Origin of the sequence: Phytohabitans kaempferiae (assembly GCF_042433955.1) — a bacterium.
Taxonomy (GTDB): Bacteria; Actinomycetota; Actinomycetes; order Mycobacteriales; family Micromonosporaceae; genus Phytohabitans; species Phytohabitans kaempferiae.
The window spans coordinates 15,986-35,179 of sequence record NZ_JBHLUH010000001.1 but is presented as its reverse complement, the minus strand read 5'-3'; the positions used below and the strand labels follow the sequence as shown (position 1 = coordinate 35,179).

The 19,194-nt window shown below is 73.9% G+C and carries 20 protein-coding genes and 1 pseudogene; 7 read left to right on the top strand and 14 right to left on the bottom strand.

Going from position 1 to position 19,194, the window contains the following annotated elements:
• Nucleotides 1-22 precede the first annotated feature (22 nt).
• Nucleotides 23-295, bottom strand: a complete 273-nt coding sequence (locus ACFFIA_RS00180; RefSeq protein WP_377243365.1) for a hypothetical protein — start codon at nt 293-295, stop codon at nt 23-25.
• A 286-nt stretch (nt 296-581) separates the two neighbouring features.
• Here ACFFIA_RS00180 and ACFFIA_RS00175 point away from each other — a divergent pair, with 286 nt between their 5' ends.
• Together ACFFIA_RS00175 and ACFFIA_RS00170 are read left to right on the top strand one after the other, a co-directional pair.
• The gene (locus tag ACFFIA_RS00175) at nt 582-1,718 is read left to right on the top strand and encodes an RNA ligase RtcB family protein (RefSeq protein WP_377243410.1); all 1,137 of its coding nucleotides are present in this window, start codon (nt 582-584) and stop codon (nt 1,716-1,718) included.
• Nucleotides 1,715-1,998: pseudogene (locus tag ACFFIA_RS00170) on the top strand (hypothetical protein). Before ACFFIA_RS00175 ends, ACFFIA_RS00170 begins: the two are co-directional and overlap by 4 nt.
• Before the next feature lie 15 nt (nt 1,999-2,013).
• On the opposite strand, the gene ACFFIA_RS00165 reads toward ACFFIA_RS00170, so the two are convergent.
• Nucleotides 2,014-2,391: a tetratricopeptide repeat protein gene (locus ACFFIA_RS00165; protein WP_377243407.1), complete on the bottom strand. Its 378-nt coding sequence runs from the start codon at nt 2,389-2,391 to the stop codon at nt 2,014-2,016.
• A gap of 85 nt (nt 2,392-2,476) precedes the next feature.
• Here ACFFIA_RS00165 and ACFFIA_RS00160 point away from each other — a divergent pair, with 85 nt between their 5' ends.
• From ACFFIA_RS00160 to ACFFIA_RS00150, 3 genes are read left to right on the top strand one after another with little or no spacing between them, the layout of a single operon-like run.
• Entirely contained in the window at nt 2,477-3,016 is a 540-nt protein-coding gene (locus tag ACFFIA_RS00160) for a PadR family transcriptional regulator (RefSeq protein ID WP_377243362.1), read from the top strand.
• Entirely contained in the window at nt 3,013-3,702 is a 690-nt protein-coding gene (locus tag ACFFIA_RS00155) for an ABC transporter ATP-binding protein (protein ID WP_377243359.1), read from the top strand. The genes ACFFIA_RS00160 and ACFFIA_RS00155 overlap by 4 nt, the downstream gene beginning before the upstream one ends.
• A complete protein-coding gene (locus tag ACFFIA_RS00150) occupies nt 3,699-5,177 on the top strand; it encodes an FtsX-like permease family protein (RefSeq protein ID WP_377243356.1) in 1,479 nt (492 codons plus the stop codon). The genes ACFFIA_RS00155 and ACFFIA_RS00150 overlap by 4 nt, the downstream gene beginning before the upstream one ends.
• 7 nt (nt 5,178-5,184) lie before the next feature.
• Here the strand turns inward: ACFFIA_RS00150 and ACFFIA_RS00145 are convergent, their stop codons facing one another.
• From ACFFIA_RS00145 to ACFFIA_RS00135, 3 genes are all read right to left on the bottom strand, one after another.
• A complete protein-coding gene (locus ACFFIA_RS00145; protein WP_377243354.1) occupies nt 5,185-5,775 on the bottom strand; it encodes a DUF305 domain-containing protein in 591 nt (196 codons plus the stop codon).
• Between the two features lie 68 nt (nt 5,776-5,843).
• Entirely contained in the window at nt 5,844-7,100 is a 1,257-nt protein-coding gene (locus tag ACFFIA_RS00140) for a copper amine oxidase (RefSeq protein ID WP_377243351.1), read from the bottom strand.
• Between the two features lie 7 nt (nt 7,101-7,107).
• Nucleotides 7,108-7,896 (bottom strand): hypothetical protein, encoded by a 789-nt coding sequence (locus ACFFIA_RS00135; RefSeq protein ID WP_377243349.1) that lies wholly within the window; start codon nt 7,894-7,896, stop codon nt 7,108-7,110.
• Nucleotides 7,897-8,059: 163 nt separating this feature from the next.
• Here ACFFIA_RS00135 and ACFFIA_RS00130 point away from each other — a divergent pair, with 163 nt between their 5' ends.
• Entirely contained in the window at nt 8,060-9,601 is a 1,542-nt protein-coding gene (locus ACFFIA_RS00130; protein ID WP_377243346.1) for an APC family permease, read from the top strand.
• Complete coding sequence (locus ACFFIA_RS00125) at nt 9,598-10,386, top strand: IclR family transcriptional regulator (protein WP_377243343.1); 789 nt, start codon at nt 9,598-9,600, stop codon at nt 10,384-10,386. The genes ACFFIA_RS00130 and ACFFIA_RS00125 overlap by 4 nt, the downstream gene beginning before the upstream one ends.
• A gap of 85 nt (nt 10,387-10,471) precedes the next feature.
• Here ACFFIA_RS00125 and ACFFIA_RS00120 read toward each other — a convergent pair whose 3' ends face one another.
• The 9 genes from ACFFIA_RS00120 to ACFFIA_RS00080 all read right to left on the bottom strand — a co-directional run bounded on the left by ACFFIA_RS00120 (nt 10,472) and on the right by ACFFIA_RS00080 (nt 19,148).
• Entirely contained in the window at nt 10,472-11,584 is a 1,113-nt protein-coding gene (locus tag ACFFIA_RS00120) for a hypothetical protein (RefSeq protein ID WP_377243340.1), read from the bottom strand.
• A gap of 172 nt (nt 11,585-11,756) precedes the next feature.
• Nucleotides 11,757-12,197, bottom strand: coding sequence for an SAM-dependent methyltransferase (locus ACFFIA_RS00115; protein ID WP_377243337.1), 441 nt, complete (start codon nt 12,195-12,197; stop codon nt 11,757-11,759).
• Between the two features lie 44 nt (nt 12,198-12,241).
• On the bottom strand, nt 12,242-12,598 hold the full coding sequence (locus ACFFIA_RS00110; protein WP_377243334.1) for a hypothetical protein: 357 nt from the start codon (nt 12,596-12,598) through the stop codon (nt 12,242-12,244).
• Nucleotides 12,599-12,625: 27 nt separating this feature from the next.
• The gene (locus tag ACFFIA_RS00105; protein WP_377243331.1) at nt 12,626-14,311 is read right to left on the bottom strand and encodes an AbeC-like domain-containing protein; all 1,686 of its coding nucleotides are present in this window, start codon (nt 14,309-14,311) and stop codon (nt 12,626-12,628) included.
• 25 nt (nt 14,312-14,336) lie between these two features.
• The gene (locus tag ACFFIA_RS00100) at nt 14,337-14,792 is read right to left on the bottom strand and encodes a hypothetical protein (RefSeq protein WP_377243328.1); all 456 of its coding nucleotides are present in this window, start codon (nt 14,790-14,792) and stop codon (nt 14,337-14,339) included.
• Between the two features lie 8 nt (nt 14,793-14,800).
• Entirely contained in the window at nt 14,801-15,496 is a 696-nt protein-coding gene (locus ACFFIA_RS00095) for a vWA domain-containing protein (protein ID WP_377243325.1), read from the bottom strand.
• Nucleotides 15,497-15,518: 22 nt separating this feature from the next.
• Entirely contained in the window at nt 15,519-16,607 is a 1,089-nt protein-coding gene (locus tag ACFFIA_RS00090) for a hypothetical protein (protein WP_377243322.1), read from the bottom strand.
• 3 nt (nt 16,608-16,610) lie between these two features.
• Nucleotides 16,611-17,777 carry a protein phosphatase 2C domain-containing protein gene (locus ACFFIA_RS00085; RefSeq protein WP_377243319.1) on the bottom strand — a complete coding sequence of 389 codons (1,167 nt, stop codon included), beginning with the start codon at nt 17,775-17,777 and terminating at the stop codon, nt 16,611-16,613.
• Between the two features lie 1,227 nt (nt 17,778-19,004).
• The gene (locus ACFFIA_RS00080) at nt 19,005-19,148 is read right to left on the bottom strand and encodes a hypothetical protein (protein ID WP_377243316.1); all 144 of its coding nucleotides are present in this window, start codon (nt 19,146-19,148) and stop codon (nt 19,005-19,007) included.
• Nucleotides 19,149-19,194: the final 46 nt, after the last annotated feature.

The following is a 19,194-nucleotide window of genomic DNA, read 5'->3' as shown; positions in this document are numbered from 1 at the left end:
GAACCTCGACCGCGAAAGATCTCTAGTGTGCGGGGGCCAGGGCGGTGAGCGTCCAGTTGTCGGCGGCGAGGGCGTCGACCGTCCGAATCGTGTATCCGTCGAGGAACGCGGCCACGACGCTGGTGCCGTACGTCCCGGAGCCGGGGTCGGCGGACGTGACGACGGTCGCCCAGCCGAGAAACTGGAGATTCTTCGTCTCGTCGCTGCGCACGCGGCGGTGGTGGGTGAACGTGCCGAAGAGCCAGCGCCCGTCCGGCAGGACGCTCAGGACGCTCCCGGGAGTTGGTGTGGACACAATGGATGCTCCTTCGATCGGGCTGAGCCACGACGGATTCCCCTGACCTTCGCACAGCGCGGTGACGCCGAGCGGCAGGACGGGCCGGCGCGCGGCCGAAATCGGTTGCCGGGGCGAGCGGGATCGGCGAGCCTGTACGCATGACGTTCTGACGGACCGCAGCCAGCCATCGCCCGGCGTGCGCCACCGCGCCGCCCTCCGCAAGTCCGCCCGCATCCCGTCTCCCGTGAAGAGAGCGTCTTTGTCTCCGCAGACCTCCGGGCAGCGTTCCCTGCCCAGCTCCGCCATGGCCACCGTCACCGTCTTCGCCTCCCCCACGAGCTGGATCGAGTCCGACGCCGTCGCGCAGTGCCACCAGGTGGCCGCGCTCGACGGCATGATCCACGTCGCCGCGATGCCGGACCTGCACCCCGGCAAGGGCGCGCCGATCGGCGCCGCGATGGCGTCGACCGTGCTCTACCCGTTCCTGGTCGGCTCCGACATCGGTTGCGGCATCGCGGTGTTCCCCATCCGCCTCAAACGGGCCGTCCCCGAGAAGCTCGCCGCCCGCTTTCCCGACCTCGACCGCCCGCTCGACCCCAAGGTGGACGCCGACGACCCGGCCTGGGCCGTGCTCGACGGCGAGATCCCGGCCGGCCACGCCGAGGGCCTGGCGACCGTGGGGCGGGGCAACCACTTCGTCGAGCTGGCACGGGTCGAGACGGTCTTCGAGCCCGGCCACGCCAGCCGGCTCGGGCTCGCCGCCGGCGACCTCGTCCTGATCGTCCACAGTGGCTCGCGCGGGCTAGGCGAGCGGATCCTGCGGGCGCACACCGAGGCACACGGCGCCGGGCCCGCCCCGGACCCCACCGCCTACCTGGCCCGGCACGACGAGGCGGTGCGCTGGGGGTCGCTCAACCGGCGGCTGCTGGCGGCCCGGGTCGCGTACGCCCTCGGCGCCGAGCCCGCCGCGCCGGTCGTCGACCAGTGCCACAACCTGGTGGAGGTGCGCGACGGGGTCTACCTGCACCGCAAGGGGGCGGCGCCGGGCGACGGGCGGGACGTGCTGGTCGCCGGCACGCGGGGCACGCTCTCCTATCTCGTACACGGCCACGCCGGGCCGGAGGCCAACCATTCGGTGGCGCACGGCGCGGGCCGCAAGATGTCCCGGGCCGACGCGCTGCGCCGCGGGCGGGCCAAGCACACGGTCGAGGAGCTGCGCCGCACGCCGGTCGGTTCGCTGGTGGTGTGCGGCGACCGCCAGTTGCTCTTCGAGGAGGCGCCGACGGCGTACAAGCGGATCGAACAGGTGATCACCGACCTCGCCGACCACCACCTGGCCACACCGGTGGCGAGCACGGTGCCGCTGGTCACGTACAAGACGCCCGACCTCGGGCCCCGGCGCGACCGCCGCGACCAGCGCCGCGAGCGGGGCCGGGCGTGAGCGTCCACCTGATCATGTCCGCCGGGCGCGGCCCCCGGGAGTGCGCCTGGGCGCTGGCCCGCCTGCTGGGCCGGCTCGAGGCGGAGGCGGCCCGCCAAGGGCTGGCGGCGCGTCGCCTGGAGGCCGTCGCCGGCGCCGCATCGCCCTGCGGCTGCTGCGGCAGCGCCTCGAGCGGGACGACGCGGCGGCCGGGCGGGCCGTCGTCACCGCCCGCTGGCGGATCCACGACGAGCTGGTGCGCGGCAACCCCACCAGGATCGAGCGGCCGGCGGCGCCGTGACCTGCCTCCGCCGGGTCAGCGCCGGGACGTCCGGGCGCGGGCGAGGCCGGCGGCGACCCGGTCGGCGGCGGTCCGGTACTCGGGCTTGGGCGCCATCGCGGCGGCCAGCCGGAGGTACGGCAGCGCCTCGGCCGGCCGGTGCAGCCGCTCCAGCGTGCGCCCGAGCACATGGTGGCTGTAGTGGTCGCTGGGGTCGCGCTCGACGAGCACGCGCAGCTCCGCCTCGGCGCGCTTGAGCTGGGCCGAGGCGAAGTAGGCGAGCGCGAGCTGGAGGCGGACGTCGGCGTTGGCCGGCTCGGCCGTCACGAGCGGCGCCAGGATCCGGGCGGCGTGGACCGGCTCGCCCACCTGCATGAACAGGAGGGCCTGTCGATACTCCTCGAACATGTTCACGACCTGCGGTAACGCCACGTCTACGGAACGGTATTCCGCGAGGCGCGCTTGACGGGCTCTATTCGCTCGATGAATAGTGTCTGCCATGTCCACGCCGCACGTGTTGCTCGGCCTGCTCGCCGAGGGGCCCAAGCACGGCTACGACCTCAAGCGGGCCCACGACCGCCGGATGCCCCAGGCCCGGCCGCTGGCGTTCGGGCAGGTCTACGCCACGCTGGGGCGGCTCGCTCGGGACGGTCTGGTGACCGCGGTCGGCCAGGACCGGGAGGGCGGGCCCGACCGCACCTCGTTCGCGCTGACCGACGGCGGGCGGGCGGCGCTGGCCGCGTGGCTGGCCGCCGTCGAGCCGCCGATGCCACACCTGCACAGCGTCCTGCTGGCCAAGGTGGTGGTGACGCTGCTGGTCGGCGACCCCGACCGGGCCCGGGAGTACCTGACCGCGCAGCGCCAGGCGCACCTGGCCCGGCTGCGCGAGCTCACCGCCGTGAAGACCGATCCGGACGCCCTGCTCGGCGACGTGATCGCGGCCGACTACGGCATCGCCCATCTCGACGCGGACCTGCGGTGGTTGCAGACCACGCTGGACCGGGTCGCCGACCTGCACGAAGAGGTGACTGCTCGATGAGCTTCCTAGAGGCCCGCGGGGTCGTCCGCTCCTACGGCCAGACCCCCGCCCTGCGCGGTGTGTCGCTCGACGTCCAGGAGGGCGAGATCCTCGCCGTGACCGGCCCGTCCGGCTGCGGCAAGTCGACGCTGCTGCACTGCCTGGCCGGCATCCTACGCCCGGACGCCGGCGAGGTGCTCTACCGGGGGCACCGCATCGACACGCTGACCGAGAGCGCCCGGGCCCGGCTGCGCCGCACCGAGTTCGGAGTGCTCTTCCAGTTCGGTCAGCTCGTCTCCGAGCTGACCGCCGCGGAAAACGTGGCACTGCCGCTGCTGCTCGCCGGCACGGGGCGGCGAGAGGCGCGGACCGCGGCGCTGACCTGGCTCGACCGGCTGGGCGTCGCCGACCTGGCCGAGCAGCGGCCGGGCGAGATGTCCGGCGGGCAGCAGCAGCGCTGCGCGGTCGCCCGGGCGCTGGTGACCGAGCCGCGCGTGCTGTTCTGCGACGAGCCGACCGGCGCGCTCGACTCGCTCACCGGCGAGCAGGTGCTCGGCCACCTGGTGCGGGTCGCCCGCCAGCAGGGCACGGTGGTGGTGCTGGTCACGCACGACGCGCGGGTCGCCGGATACGCCGACCGCGAGGTGGCGCTCCGCGACGGCCTTGTCGACCCGAGCGGGCTGGGCCTGGCGGCGGGCGCCCGGTGAGGCCCACCACGCTGGTCCGGCTGGCCCTGGCCGGCACGCGCACCGACACGGTCCGGGTCGCCCTGACCGCCTTCTCGGCCTGCCTCGCGGTGCTCGCGATGCTCGCCGCGGCCACGGTGATCGCGATACCGACCTTCCACGACAACGGCAACAACCGCTCCCCGCAGTACCGCAACGCCCTGCTCGCCGAGGCCGGGCTGCGGCCCGGTGTGGTGGTCGCGCTGGTGCTGCTGACCATCCCCGTCCTGGCCCTGGCCGCGCAGTGCGCCCGTCTCGGCGCGCCGGCCCGTGACCGGCGGCTCGCCGCGATCCGGCTGGCCGGCGGCACGCCGCCGCAGGCCGTGGCCATCGCGGCGACCGAGACCGGCATGGCCAGCGCGCTGGGCTCGGTGGCCGGGCTCGGGCTCTACCTGGGCGGGCGGCAGGTGCTGCACCGGCCCGGCGCCGACGGCATGCTCGCCCTCCCCACCGATGTGCTCCCATCGATGTGGGCGCTGGCCGCGATCACAGCCGGCCTGCCGCTCGTCGCCGCCCTCGTCGCGGTCGCGCTGATGCGCCGGGTCGCGGTGACGCCGTTCGGCGTGGTCCGGCGGGCCCGCACGGGTCGGCCGAAGCCGTGGCCCGGCGTGCTCCTCGCCGTGGGCGTCGGCATCGGGGCCGCGATCTTCCCGCTATACCGGCGCTTCGAGGGCCTACCGTCCGCGTTGATGCTGCTGCTGGCGTTCCTCGCGCTGCTGCTCGCCACGGTCGGGACGGTCACCGGCACCGGCTGGATCTCCCACTGGACCGGCCGGATGCTGCACCGCTTCGGCCGCGGACCGGCCGCGCTCCTGGCCGCGCGGCGGCTGATGGCCGATCCGTGGAGCGGCAGCCGGATCCTCTCGGCGCTCCTCGGCTGCCTGGTCTTCGCCGGTGGCGCGGCCGGCGTGCGCGCCTCGTTCGCCGCCGAGTTCGACCTGCGCGAGGAGATGGGCCGCCAGGACGCCGCCGCGCGGGGCGAGCCGTACTATCCGCAGGACACCGACTTCTACTTCCGCGCGTTCGACCTGATCAACGTCGCGGTCGCGGTCGCGCTGATCGTCGCCGCCGGCGGGCTTGTCGTCGCGCTGGCCGAGTCGATCGTGTCCCGCCGCCGGGCGTACGCGGCGCTCGTGGCGACCGGCGTGCCGCGCGGCACGCTCGCCCGCGCCGTGCTCTGGCAGTCGCTCGCGCCGGCGGTGCAGGCCGTCGCGCTCGCGCTGGCGGTCGGCTGGGCGCTGTCGTACGGGATCTTCCACGAGGTACAGGCGAGCGGGCCGGTCGTCTGCACTGCCGAGGGCTGCCCCCAGGGGCCGCGGATCGTCCGCTCGGTGCCGGTACCCCTGGACGACCTGGCCCTGTACGGCGCCGGCGCCGCCGCCGTCCTGCTCGCGGTGGTCGGTGTCGGGCTGCTCTTCCTGCGCGCCAGCACAGCGCTGGAGGAGCTGCGCGTGTGAGGGCTGGTCAGGTGGGCGCCAGGAGCTTCGCCATCGCCTGGTTCTCCGCGCCCTGCTCGTTGACGACGTGCTTGGCGAGGTTGCGGATGTACGCGTTGGCGCCCACCTTCAGCACCGCCCGGGCCATCAGGATCGCGCCCTCGTGGTGCTCGATCATCTGGGTCAGGTAGAGCCGGCTCGCGGTGGGGCCGTCGGCGGCGGCGAGCGCGGCGAGCTGCTCCTCCGTGAGCATGCCGTGGCCGGCGCCGTGGCGGGCGGCGGCCGGGTCGTCCGGCGGCACCGCGGGCTTGCCCCAGGCGACCCGCCAGGCGTTCATCTCGGCGATCTCGCGGTCCTGGTCGGTGCGGATGAACTCGGCGATGGCGACCACGCGCGCCGGTACGCCCGCCTTGCCGAGCAGCGTCCGGCTCATCTCCACCGCCTGCGCGTGGTGGGCGATCATCATGGCGGCGAAGAGCAGGTCCTGCCCGTTCGGCGGCGTCACGGTCGGCGCGGGCGGTGCCACGGAGACCACAGTGGACGGTGCTGGCGGCGTGGCCTCGGCCCCCGCCCCGCAGCCGGCGAGCAGGAGCAACGTGACCAGCAGGGCGGCGCGCACGGCGAAACCTCCGGGGGATGCCGCCCCGCGGGCGTCGGCGCGCCCGCGGGGCGGAGTCGATTGTCGGGTCAGGCGACGCCGTCGCCGTTGACGTCCAGCCGGTCGGCCGGCGCCAGCGGGTTCTGCGCGGTGAAGTCGCGCGGCACGAGGTCGAAGCCCTGCCAGTGCACCGGCATCGGGCTCTGGTCCTCGTCCCGCGGCACGTGGTGGTAGCCCACACGGACCCACATCACCGGATCGGTGAGCCGCTCGCCGTTGGTGTACTCCAAAATGGACGTCCCGGCGCACTCCGGGTCCTGGTTGAAGGTGGCGAACTTCTCGCACGGCTTGTACTGCGTGAAGGTCACGTCCGGCTGGGTCTCCGGATGCGCCTCGTACGCGTCGCTCGCGCCCAGTTCCAGCTCGTACGAGCGGAGGTGGCCGTCCGCGTTCTTGCTCGTCGGGCTGACCACGCGCCACCACCGGCGCAGGTCGGTGTTGAGCGACGCCTCGGTGGTCACGTCGGTCTTGGCGGTCTTGTAGATGGCCGCCCGGCGGCCCCGCTCGCCGTTCGGCGCGGTGTCGTACTGCTCGACCTTCTCGGTGCCGTACCCGCCGATGTTGAAGTCGATCCGCCAGAAGGCGCTGTGGTAGTGGTTGACCGAGTAGTCGGTCTGCCCCGGGCCGATCGGCCAGCCCTCGTCGGCGGTGGTGTAGTCGCGCGGCGCCAGGTCGCCGGTGGCGCCGAGGCGCACCGAGATCTGGCCGTCGTCGGCGAAGCGGTACTCGGTGATGTACTCGTACCAGCCGACCTTGGAGATGGTCCGCAGCACCAGATCCGTACCCATCTTGGCGTACGGCCTCTCCGGCGTCTCACCTTCCAGCCGGTAGGCCAGGCCGGTCTCCTCCTGGCTGATGCAGAGCACCTTCTTGGTGTCCTGGCCCGCGCCGGTCCACACGCCGCGCCGCTGCCCTTTGCAGTCGGCGGCGGCGAGCGGCTGCATGTAGTCGCCGCCGAAGCCGTACGAGGTGATGTCGTTCCACTCGTTGTAGCCCGAGTCGTACGGCACGTTGAGCTGCGCGATCGTCGACGAGTCGAGCACCATGACCGGGAGCTTGTCGCGCTTGCCCTGGAAGGCGACCTTCTCCAGCACCAGGCCGGTCTTCTCGTCGACGTGCCAACACATCTGCCACAGCGTGCCGTTCTTCAGCTCCTGCTTGACCAGCGCGTTGTTGCCGCAGTACTCCCACTGGTCCCGGGGCGCGGCCTGCCCCTGTGCCGGCACCGCGATGCCGGCGGCGACCAGCAGCGCCGCCGCGGCGGCGCCCCAAAACTTCGTGCGCATCCGGCTCCTAACGTAGGCGCGCGACCGTGCGACCGGAGAGGTCGACGACGATGTCGGTGATGTCGATGAACGGTCCATTGGGGACCTGGGTGATGAACTGCACGCACCGGTGCGCGCCGCACTGGTCGGCGCCGGTGTCGGCGGGGCGGGCGACGTAGGTCGTGCCGGTCACCTCGACCTGCCCCGGGGCGAACGCCTTCCCGGTCGCCTTCTGGTAGCGGGCCTTGAAGTCGGCGCTCAGCCCGTCGGCGAGGAAGAGCTCGAGCGCCTTGGCCACCTCCCGGTCGGAGGGCGGTGGCTGCCTCCCGGCCGCGCTGAACGTGCCCTCGACCGCGCCGGTCCTCAGGTTGACGACCCGCTTGACGAGCTTGTTCGCGGTGTAGTCGTAGAAGTAGACGGCCGCCCGGCGGGGCGCGTCCGCCGCCGCCGACTTGGCGTCGACGAGCTCGAAGGAGAGGTACTCCGGCCCGGCCGCACCGGTCACGTCGGTGGTGCCGGCGCGCAGCGACGCGTCGAGGGCGGCGGCGCGGGCCCGTTCCAACTCGGACGGTGTCAGCGGGTCGCGGCCGGTGCCGGCCGCGGGCGCCGGCCCGGTGGTGGGATCGGCGTCGGGAGCCTGTGCCGGCTCCACGTCGACGGGCGCCGCGCCCGTGGCCTCGCCGCCCGGCGCCCGCTGCGTTGTCGAGGCCGTCGCACCGCCGATCCAGGCGACGGCGAGCGCGGCGACGGCGGTGAAGGAGGCGACACCGAGCCCCCACCGCAGCCGCTGCGCCCGGGATTTCCAGGGATGTTCCATAGACCCTCCACAGGGGGTGAGTGGACCGCCATCACCCTGAGCGCCGTGGATGTCACGACGATCAACTTCCGGGAAGATCGCCGCACCGCCGAACGAGAGGGGCGGCGGCGCGCGTTCTCAGATGCCGACCGGTCGGCCGTCGCGCGCCGGCAACATCGTGGAAATGTCGATCACCTACGGTTCCGGGGCCATCGCCTCGCCGGCGGAAGGGAGCGGAGCCATCAGCGCACTCGCCGACGCCATCGCCGACGCGCTGGCCCGCCCCGAGGAGCGGCCCGCGGCGCCCCGGGGCGGCCTGGAGCGGCGGCGGCTCTCCGCGTTGCCGGTGGCGGCGCAGGCGGTCTCCGTGGTGGCGCCCTCGCCAGGCATGATGGCGGCGACCGCGACGGTCACCGCGATGGGCGCGGCGGCCGTACCGGTGATCGGGCTCGCCACGCTCGCGATGACGCTGGTCGGGCTCGTCGTCGCCCAGTTCGCCCGGCGGATCGCCGCGGCCGGCTCGCTCTACACGTACGTGTCCAAAGGGCTCGGCCCGGCCGCCGGCTTCCTGACCGGCTGCGCGCTCATCGTCGCGTACGGCTCGCTCGTCGTCATGTGCCTGCTCGGCTCCGGCCGGCGCGCGGTCGCCTTCCTCGGCGAGGCCGGCCTGCTGCCCGCCCTCTCCGGCGACGGCGTGCCGCTGCTCGTCACCGCCGTGCTCGGCACCGCGATGACGGCCATCGTGGTCCGCGGGGTACGCGTCTCGGCCGCGCTCACGCTGCTGCTGGAGGCGTGCTCGGTCGCGGCCGTGCTGACCGTGCTGGCGCTCACCGCGTACCGGGGCGGCCCCGCCATCACACCATCCACACTGGACGTCGGGGTCTTCGCGGCCGCGCTGCTGACGGGCATCAGGGCGCTGGTCGGCTTCGAGAGCGGCTGCGCGCTGAGCGTCGAGGCGCGCAAGCCGTTCGCGGTCGTACCCCGTGTGGTGCTCTGGACGCCCGCCGCGTGCGGTGCGCTCTTCGCGCTGGCCGGCGTGCTGCATCTCGTGGGGTCCACGCGCGGGGATCCGGCGGCGGCCGGCCCGGCGCTGCCGTTCCTGCCCGCGCTGGTCCAGCTCGGCCTCGCCTCGTCGCTGTTCGCCTGCGCGATGGCCTCGATGAACGCGGTGGTGCGCGTGCTCTTCTCGATGGGCCGCGAGCGGGTCACGCCCCGCGCGCTGGGGCGCACGCACGCCCGCTACCGCACACCGCACGTGGCCGCGTACGCGATGATGCCGCTCGCCGTCGGCGCGCCGCTGGCGCTGTGGGCGGTCGGGACGCCGACCCGGCAGGTCTCCGCCTGGCTCGGGCTGCTCGCGGTGCTCGCCTTCCTCGTCGCGTACCTTCTGGTCTGCCTCGCCGCAGCGCCGTTCCTGCGGCACATCGGCGAGGACACGGCCGGCACGTCGGCGGTGGCCGCGCTCGCCGCCGCCACCACCGCGGCGGCGCTGGTGCTGGTCGTCCGCGCCGGCCTCAACGACGGGATGGGCGCTCTGGTCGCCGTGCTCGCCGCGGTGCTCGCGCTCGGCCTGCTGTGGCTGCTGCGGGTCCGCCGCCGCGCGCCGCACCGGATGCGGGCGATCGGCTTCTTCGACGCGGCCACGCCGGACGACATCCTACCCGGCTCCACACCGGACGGTCTCGCGTCGCCCGCCTCGCCACGCGGACCGGGCGGACCGCCATGACGGCCGCCGACCATCCGCCCGCCGGCCGCCAGCCCGCGGCCATCCGCAGCGCGCTGACCGTACTGGAGCAGGTCGCCCGGGCCGGTCCCGGCGTCACCGCCCGGGAGCTGTCGGCCGCGCTCGGCATGTCACCGGCCACGACCTACCGGCTGGTCAACCTACTGGTCGCCGAGGAGTACCTGGTGCGCCTGCCCGACCTGCGCGGATTCGCGCTCGGGCGCAAGGTGGTGGAGCTGGCCGGGGCCGTCGCCCGCACGGCGGTGCCGGCCGCGGCGGCCGACGCGGTGGGCGAGCTGCGTTCCCGGGTACGGCTCGCGGTGCACCTCGCCTCGCTCGAACACGGCCGGCTCCGCATGCTCGACCCCGACCCGGACCATCCGCCCTCCCCTGACGCGGTGCTGACCCGCCACCTGCACGCCTCCGCGCTGGGCAAGCTGCTGCTCGCCGAGCGGAGCGACTGGCACGCCCTGCTGCCCGTGGCGGACCCGGCCGGCGCGACCCCGCTGCGCCAGCTCACCGCGCGTACCGTCGGGCGCCCGGACGTCCTGGCCGGCGAGCTGGGGCGGGTCCGCGGCGAGCAGGTGGCGCGGCAGTACGGCGAGCTGCGGGCCGACCGCGGTTGCCTGGCCATGCCGGTGCGCGACCCGGCCGGCGCGCTGGTCGCCGGGCTCGCGGTGAGCGGCAGCCCGGAGCGGGTCGCCGCGCTCGCCCCGGCGGTGGTGCGCCTGGTCGAACGCTGCGCGCGGGACATCGCGCGGCTGCTGCACCGCCCGGCGACCGGCTGACCCGACCGGCCACTGTGGAGGCTCGGAAACACGGACGCCGGGCAATCCCCACCGTGGTGGCGATGCCCGGCGTCCGACCCGAGGTTCAGCCTACGTCGATACGGACCGAGTCGAGCGCGGGAATCTGGTTGGCCCGCTGCATCATCGGGATGCGGTGCGAGGCGTCGCCGGCCCAGGCGGAGCACTGGAAGAGGCCGGCCTGCGGGAGCCCGGGCACGCGGATCTCGATCACGTCCGGCTCCCGGCCGCCACGACTGTCCTCTGTGGCGACGAAGAACGCCGGCACCGGTGCGGCCTCGGGGGCCGCGTCGGCCGTGCCGAGCGCGCGGCAGGCGGTGTGGAAGTGCCCGCGCACCAGCCCTTCGGCGTTGAGGATCGACATGTCCGTGTAGTAGCCGCCCTGCCCAGCCGGCAGGAACCGGTCGCGGATGAGGTTGCGCGTGCTGACCCGGATGGTGAAGGGCTCGTTGACCCCGACGCTTTCCGGCGCGCTGGTGATGAGCAGCGTCGGGTTGTCGGCCGCCTCGCCGACCTCGCCCATCTGCGTGTCGACGCACCGGTTGCCGTTCTGGAAGCCGTCGTGCAACTCCAGGCCATTGCCTTCCGAGCACTCGTCGGGGCCGAAGTCGAGCGACGGCGGGGCCGAGGTCGGTGGCGCGGTCGTCGGCGGGGCCGTCGTGGCCGGCGGTGCGGTGGTGGCCGGTGCGCTGCTCGGCGGCGGTGCCTCGGTCGTCGGGCGGGTCGTCTCGCGTCCCGGCTGCGGCGGCCCGGTCGTCACCGGCGGGCGCGTCTCGCGTCCCGGCTGGGGCGGGCCCGTGGTCACCGGCGGGCGGGGCGTCGCGCGGTTGACGGCCGGCGGCGGCTCCGTGGTGGCGGCCGCCGGGGGCCGGGCCGGCCGCGTCGTCGTCGTGGCCGCCGGCTTGTTTGGCGGGGGCGCCGTGGTCGGGTCGTCGTCCGCGGGCGTCGGCTCGCTCGTCTGCTCGCTGGCGGGCGGCGCCGGCTCCTCGACGACCTGCGCATCGGTTCCAGCGGCGGCCTCGTTGTTGACGGCGGTGCCATTCTGGCCCGCGCAGCCGGCGAGTGCGGTGGCGAAGACGGCCACGGCCACCAGCGCCAGTCTCGCCGCGCGGGAGCCGGCACCGCCACGCTGGCTGTCGTGCCGGTGGACGGGGTCACCTACCGATGCGAGATGTGCCATGAGTAACGACTCCAGGGGGCGGAAGCGGGGGCGCCGGGCAACGACGGGGAGTTGCGCCGTCTGGGGCCGGCGGGACCTCAACCTACTCCTCGCCGCCCCCCTTGATCAGGCTCGCGACCACCACCAGAAACAAACTTAAGGTTTGGCTAAGCGCCCGGACAGTTACCTCCGGTCAGGCCCGGCGCAGCACCAGCGTCACGAAGCCGAGCACGTTGCGGTAGCCGCGCAGCCACTGCTCGCGATGCTCGCGTGCCAGCGCCCGCGCCGCGTGCGTCGAGCCGACGCACAGCACCAGGTCGTGGTCGCCGTCCGCCACGTACGTCTGGGCGTCCCGCTCGTGCGGGGTGATCCGGTCGGCAAGGCCCCGGCTCTCGGCGGCCTGCGCGAAGCGCTCCAGGGCGTACGGGTTGAGGTCGACGCCGTCGGCGTGCCCGTCCGGACAGTGGGTGAGTGCCTGTAACGCCCAGGCGCCCTCGCCGCATCCGATGTCGAGGATCCGCGCCGCCGGTCGCCGGTCGGCGCGGCGCAGGAGGCGGTTGATGCTGACGCCGGAGACCGGGGCCGCGATGGGGTGGTGCGTGTGCGCGATGCTGCTGAGTCGTTGACGGTCCATGGACCGAGTCAACACCAGCCACCTGCCCGGGTGGCAAGGGAGATTCAACCGAGGGCGGTGACCGCCGCGGTGATGGCGGCCACCGACGCGGCGACCGCGCTGGTCGGCTCCGCGATCGCGGCGACCGCGCGGAGCAGCTCCAGCAGGCGGTGCCGGTCGGGGGCGGGGCGGTCGAGTTCGGCCTGCGCGGCCCGGGCGGCGGCCAGGCCGGTGCCGCCGGCGCCGCCGCGCTCCGCCTCGGCCACGAGGGCCACGAGGCCGGCCATCAGCTCGCGTACGTCGTCCAAACTGGACGCCGCGCCGTGGGAGACGCTCTGCGCGTGCGCGCCCGGGCCGGCCGCCATCGCCGAGCCGGTGACCCGGGCGTTGCCGCTGATCGAGATGCCGTAGTTCGCGTCCATTGTGGACCTCCTGCGGGCCGTCGAGGGCTACTTGCCGGAGCCGCGCCCGCCGGAGAACGTGCGGGCGGCGGCGTTGACGGTGCGGGCCACCGCGCCCTGGCCGGCGGCGATGCTGCCGGCGTTGAGGGTGCCCTGGCCGGTGACGATCACACCGTGGTTGAGGATCATGTTCTGCCGGCGGCTCAGCTCGGTGGTGTCGACGCCGTGCCGCTCCAGGAAGTCGGTCAGCAGGTCGAGCACCTGCCGCTCGATCAGCTTGTCGTACATCTCCTTGTCGAGCTCCTGGAAGTAGCGGGCGAAGCGCTGGTCGCTGGCGAGTTCGCGCGGGCTGACCACCGGCCCGAAGTTGAACGACCGCTCCTGCACGATGGCCCGCCGGTCGGCGTGGCGGCGCAGCCAGTCGGCCCACGGGCCGCTGACGAGGCCGGCGATGTTGCCGAACGCCTGGAGCAGCCGCGGGATCGCCCACACCAGACTGACCAGCGCCAGCCGGCCGAGCTGGCGCATCGTGGGCCGGTCGCGCAGGCGGTCGACCTCGCGGTAGCGGGCCTTGACCGGGGTCAGCAGGCAGTGGCTGGCCTCGACGTAGAGCGCGCCCTGCCGGGGCATGTGGGCGAAGCGCAGGAAGATCGTGACGACCAGCTCGCCGCTCCAGCCGGGCACGCGCACCGCCAGGTAGCTGCGGTTGCGCCCGCCGGTCTTCTCCCGCAGGTGGCGCACCAGCCCTGGGCTGGCGGTCGGCAGGGGCCCGTCGGTGGGCACCGGCAGCAGCTCGGCCTCGGCCCGCGGGTCGCCGCCGTCCTGGAGGTCCATGCCGCCGGCGAAGACCCGCTCCTCCACGCTCACGCCGGGCAGGTCGATCGCGCTCAGCCCGGCGGCCATGTGGTCGTACAGGTCGTGCACGGAGAACGGAACCAGCGTGCGGTCCGGTGCCGCATGCTTCAGGTCGAGCGCGAAGGACCACGCCTCGACCACCGGGCCGAAGCCGACGAACGGCGCGTACGCCGGGAACACCGTCGCGTTGCCGCGGTCGTGCGTGGCGATCTCGGCCAGCCGCCGCTGGTGGCGTACGCGGGTCGGCTCCGGCGCGTGGGCCGGGTCGAAGACGTGGCGGCGCAGGCGGCGGGCCACGACCCCGTACTGGGCGACCAACTGCTCGCCGAAGACGATCGCCCAGGCCGGGAGGATCAGGAGGATGATGGCCAGCGGCGCGGTGAGCACCAGCAGCACGTCGCGGATGATGTGCCGGCGCCGGGCGGCGAGCGCGTACTTCAGCACGGTCACCAGGTCGATCCCGGGCGAGGAGGCCACCGCGCGGACGCGGTCCTCGACGACGTGCTCGATCAGCGCCTTGCCGTAGGTGCTGTCGGTCTGCGCCGCCGCGCACAGGTAGCGCGTGCTGTCCCGGGCGAACCGGCCGCCGCCGAGCAGCCCGCCCTGAGGCGAGGCGCCCGGTGCCGCGGCCCCGGGCGGGATGATCACCGGTGGCGCGGGGCGGGGCGACACGACCACCTGCGGTGTGGGCAACGGGGGCACGGAGATCGGCATGGCCGGCGTCGGCGGCGGGGCGGCCGGGATGACCGTCGGCGTGACCTGCGCCGGCGCGGCCACCGCACCGACCGTCGGCGGCGGGCCGATCACGCGGGGCCGCTGGCAGGAGACGCACACCAGGTAGTTCGCCACGTTGCCGGCGCCGCAGTGGTAACACCGCATTCTCAAACCTCTTTCCGGGTACGCCCTACGGGCTCGCGCAGGTGGCGGCGGGGATGCTGGTGACGCCCCGGTCGGCCGCCACCTTCACCGTGACCTCCACGGGTTTGTCTCCCTTGCCGCGGACCAGTACCTGGCCGTCCTCGACCGCGACCGCCGGCCGCTGCTTCTCGTCTTCGCCGCCCGGCTGCCAGGTGTCCCCCTCCCGGGACGGCCAGGAGACGGTCCAGTCGCCGCGGTGGTCGACGGTCAGCCGGTACGTGCCGGTCCCCTCCCGCAGGCCGACCAGCGCCAGCATGGCCGTGCAGGGCGGCGGTGACGGCTTCGTGGCGACGGCCGAGGTGGACGGTGTCGGCCCGGCCTCCGCCTCTCCCCCGATCGCCGATCCCACGCCGATGATGGCCAGGAACACCACGGCGGCGGTGGCCACCGCGCTGACCACCGTGCTCGCGTCCAGCGACGGCCGGACCTGCTGCGCGCGCATCGGGGGCCTCAGTCGACGTACTCGACGGGGATGGAACGGTAGCCGGGCGCGGATGTCGGGATCTGCATCTCCTCCGCGCGGGCCGAGGCCACCATCGTGTTGAGCAGGCTGTTGATCGCCTGGGCCAGCGCCTCGTCCTGGGCGGCGCTGCCGTCGGCCAGGAACGCGGCCTTGGTCGCGACCCGGGCCAACACGTGCTCCGAGGCGGCGCCGAAGCCGTACGTGATGACGTGCGGGCGCCGGTTCCAGTTGCGGTCGACCAGCGCGCCGAACGCCGCCTCCCAGCCGGAGTCGGTCGGCGCGCCGTCGGTCAGCAGGAAAACGCACGGCCGCATCACCGCCTTGCCCTGGGCGCGCAGGGCCGGCAGGTCGGTGTCGATCCGCTGCCGCACGAGCGCGAATGCGGGGCCGTAGTTGGTCGCGCCGTCGCACATCACCTCGGGCATCGCCGGCACGTACTCCATGTCGACCATCTCCAGCACGACCCACGGCTGCGTGGAGAAGGCCACGATGGACATGTGCGCGAACTCCGAGACCCGCGGGCTGTCGGCCAGCGCCCGGTGGAGCTTGCGCAGCGTCTGGTTGAGCGCGGCCTGGTGCGGCTGCATCGACCCCGACACGTCGATGAGCAGGTACGTGGGCAGGCACTTCTGCAACGTCGCGTACGACGAGGCGGGATCCTGGGTCGGGTAACCGGCGGTCACGGGTTCTCCTTCTGGTCTCTGGTCAGCTGCCGGCGATCGCGATGGCCAGGCAGAGCGCGATGACGAGTACGACGATCACCCCGGCGGCGATGGCGGTGGCCGTACGCATCCCGTCGCCCGAGCCGGTGGCGCCGGCACCGGCGCCGGTCCCGACCGGGGTGGGCCTGGCCGCCGGCTGGATCGGGACGGTCGGCACGGTGATCGCGGGCGGCCGGGGCGGCAGCGGGGCGCGCGGCACCGGGAAGCGCACGTACGACTGGCCGGCCAGCGCCACGCGCAGCGCGGTCAGCGAGGGCCGGGCGACGCGTTCGGTGCTGAGCAGGATGTCCAGCAGCACCTCGGAGAGGGCCGGCGCCTGGAGGTCGCCGAGCGCGTGCAGGGCGCGGTTGCGGTCGCGCTCGCCGGTGAGGCAGCGGGCCACCAGCAGCGCCACGCGGTAGCGGTCGGTGTGCCGGTCGGCCGGCTCGGAACGGGGCGTCAGCGGGTCGTCCCAGTTGGGCTGGTAGACGTTGGGCGCCCGGACCGGCGCGCAGCCGTCGATGTCGATGACGAAGACACTGTGGTCGGTGGCGCTCCAGAACGCGTTCGAGTACGACCAGTCGGAGTAGACCAGCCGGTGCCGGTCGAGCAGCTCGGCGACGGCGACCAGGTTGCGGCAGACCGCCCGGCGCTGCTCGGCGGTGACCGCGGCGATCCCCCGCCGGGCGAAGCCGTCGTCCTTCAGCGCCAGGAAGTCGATCTCCAGCGCGCGCTCGGCCGGCGGGCCACCGGGCGGCCGGAACGTGGTGCGGAACTTCGCCGCGGCGGCCGGGATCACGCAGCCCAGCGCGCGGGACGGGTCGTCGGCCACCACGGCGACGGGCCACGAGGTGCTGGCCGCGATGACCGCCCGCTCCTCGTCGCTGGCGATGCTCGGCAGGTTGACCAGCTCGGTCAGGTGCTTGGTCTCCTCGCCCGGCAACGGCGCCTTGTAGACCTTGACCAGCCAGCCGGGCTGCCGGCTCACGGGGTGGATGCCCACGCTCTCGCCGGCCGCCTGGCTGATCGACTCGTCGAGCGGGCCCAGGTCGGCCAGCGACACCAGCGCCGGCAGGTTCCATTGGGCAGCCACGTCTCAGACTCCGCCCGGTGCCGCGTCGAGCCAGACCGCGACCGCGGTGCGGTCGTCCTGGTGGCCACGTGCCTGGAACGACACGTGCGTGAGGAACTCGGCCACCGGCGGCGGGCGGCGCCACCGGTCGAGGAAGAACTCGGCCGCCGACCGCTCCATCCGGATCGCGTCGCCCACGCCGTCGGTCATGACCGCGACCATTCCGCCCGGCGGCAACTCGGCCGCCTCGGCGCGGACCAGCTGCGGCTCGGCCGGAAGCGAGGCGCCGACCACATTGGACTCGATGCCGTCCCGCGCGCTCTTGGTGTCGCCGCCGATCGGTCGCCAGGCGCTGCCCTCGTGCCGCAGCACCGCGCTGTCGCCGATCCACGCGGTCCACATCCGGTGCACGCCCCGCTGGTCCGGGTAGGCGTTGACGACCGCGACCACGAGCACGGTGCTCAGGTCTTCCGGGGCGAGCCGCCGGACCTCGGCGGTCGCCCGCAGGTGGGCTGCGATCTCGCCGAACACCTCGACCGCCGCCAGCTCCCGTCCCTGGTCGAGCCGCCGCCGCATGGCGTCTACCGCGAAGGTGGCCGCACGGCTCGCGCCGATGTCGGAGTGCCGGCCGCTGGAGAGCCCGTCGGCCACGGCCAGGATGAGCCGCCGCCCGGCGGTGTCCCGCCCCAGCGCGTACGCGTCCTGGCGGGCGACGGCCGGCTCCTCGCACCGGTGCCCGGGCCCCACGACCGAGGCGGCCCGCACCGTCAGGTGACCCAACCGCGCCTCGTCGGCGCAGACCGCCGCGTGGGCCGGACGCGCCGGGAGCAGCCAGGGCTTCGCGTGCGCCGCCGACGGCCGGCCACCAAACAGCGGCGGAGCCGGAAAGCCGTTTGCCGAGGCCGCCGACGCCGGTACGCGGGGCGGCTCCGGTGTGCGCTGGGGCGGCGCCGCGGGCGGGCGGAAGAAGACCCCGCCGCCGGGCGGAACCGGCGGTGCGGCGGGACCGGTCGTGGTCGCCACGCGCGGGCGGACCCGCAGGACCTCCAACTGGATCGCCAGCAGCGCGGCAACGATCGCACCGACGCCGAGGAGGACCGCGGGGGTCCGCGGATCGACGACGAGAAGCTCGATGGATGCGATCACGACAATAGAGGCCGGCCACAGAATGCGGCTCGCCCGCAAGTTCATGGCCGGACCATAAAGCCGATAGCGGGTCCATTTCCAGATCGGAATGCGAGCTGCGTCCGAAAGGATTAGGCGGCAAACCGATCGGCGCCAGGCGTTCCCTCCAAAGTGCGAAAGCGACTTCTGTCAAAATCGCGTCACTAATTGCCGGGCCGCCGATTCACATGATCGGAAAGAACGCCCCGCGGTGCCCGCCAGATCCAAAGTGGATCTCCCGCACCCCAGGTCCGGGCAGTGGGCCGGATCTCCTACAGGACAAGCGATCGACGGTCCGCGCGGCCGGTATGGGCGAATCGCCGATCATCGCGGGCCCGGTCCCCCGGACAACCGATTCCCCCACGCGCGATCCGGATTATCCTGCGCCCGCCACCGGCAGGCAGGACGGCCGCTCGTTCCACTTCCCATCCGCGCCCCAGCCACCACGACACCGGCGACATCGCCCATCGCCCTCGACACACCACTACGCCATGTAGTAGATTCGGGCCGGCCGCCCACTGCCCGGCCGCACCGCGGTCACGGACGCGATCGGGCCGGTGATGCTCAAGCGGCACCGAAAGGGTAATTTCCGGGAAACAGCCCTCTCGCGCCGCCGGCAAAGGGCGGTTTCCCGGAAAGAGCCTTCCGCTGGCCAGGACCCGCTGCGACATTCCCGGCGAAAGCTGCGCCAGTTCCCCCTTGGAATAGATCACCTAGGTCCCCGCCGAGCGTGGCCCTCCTCCCGGACCTTGCCGAACCGAACAAACCGATAGAAAAGTGCCCGGCCCGAGCATATGACCCCGAAATCTAGCCGACCTGTGGCGTCATAGCGGCCATAACCCGTCTTGATTCCGAAGGTTGCCCTGCCCGGTGCGCGGACCGGGCCCGCCGGTCCAACGAGTTACCCCGACCGATCGCTGAGCTGAGCTGAGGGTGCCCGGCGATTCGGCGCGAGTTGGGCGCGTTGGCGCGCCCAACTCGACAGCTCTTTGGAACGCGACCCCGACCTGCCGACCGGTCGGCCCGGGCTGCTCGCGACCAACACCTTTGCCGTGAGCGAGGACCCGAGATCCACAGAACGGTGTGCCCGGGACCGAAGCCCGCCCGCGTTGGACCGGGTCGGGATCGTGGGGACACGGAGGGTGCGGCCGCGGGAGCGGCGGTCAGGAGCGCGACGGGCATCGCGGCAGCTCCCCTCTGTCACGCCAGAAGCGAACCGCGACGTAATGCGCGGACCTCGACCGCGAAAAATCTTTAGCCGGCGAGGTCGACCACCGTGGCCCGGCCGGCGCGGTGCCGCAGGGCTTCCGCGACCGTGGTCTGGTAGTCCAGCGCCGACACCGCGCACTCCGGCAGACCCGAGCGATGTTCCTCTATCGACCGGATCCTAGGGCGCATCCGGTGGGTCCTGTGGGTCCGCGGTGCGTTCCGGGGCCGGCGGCGC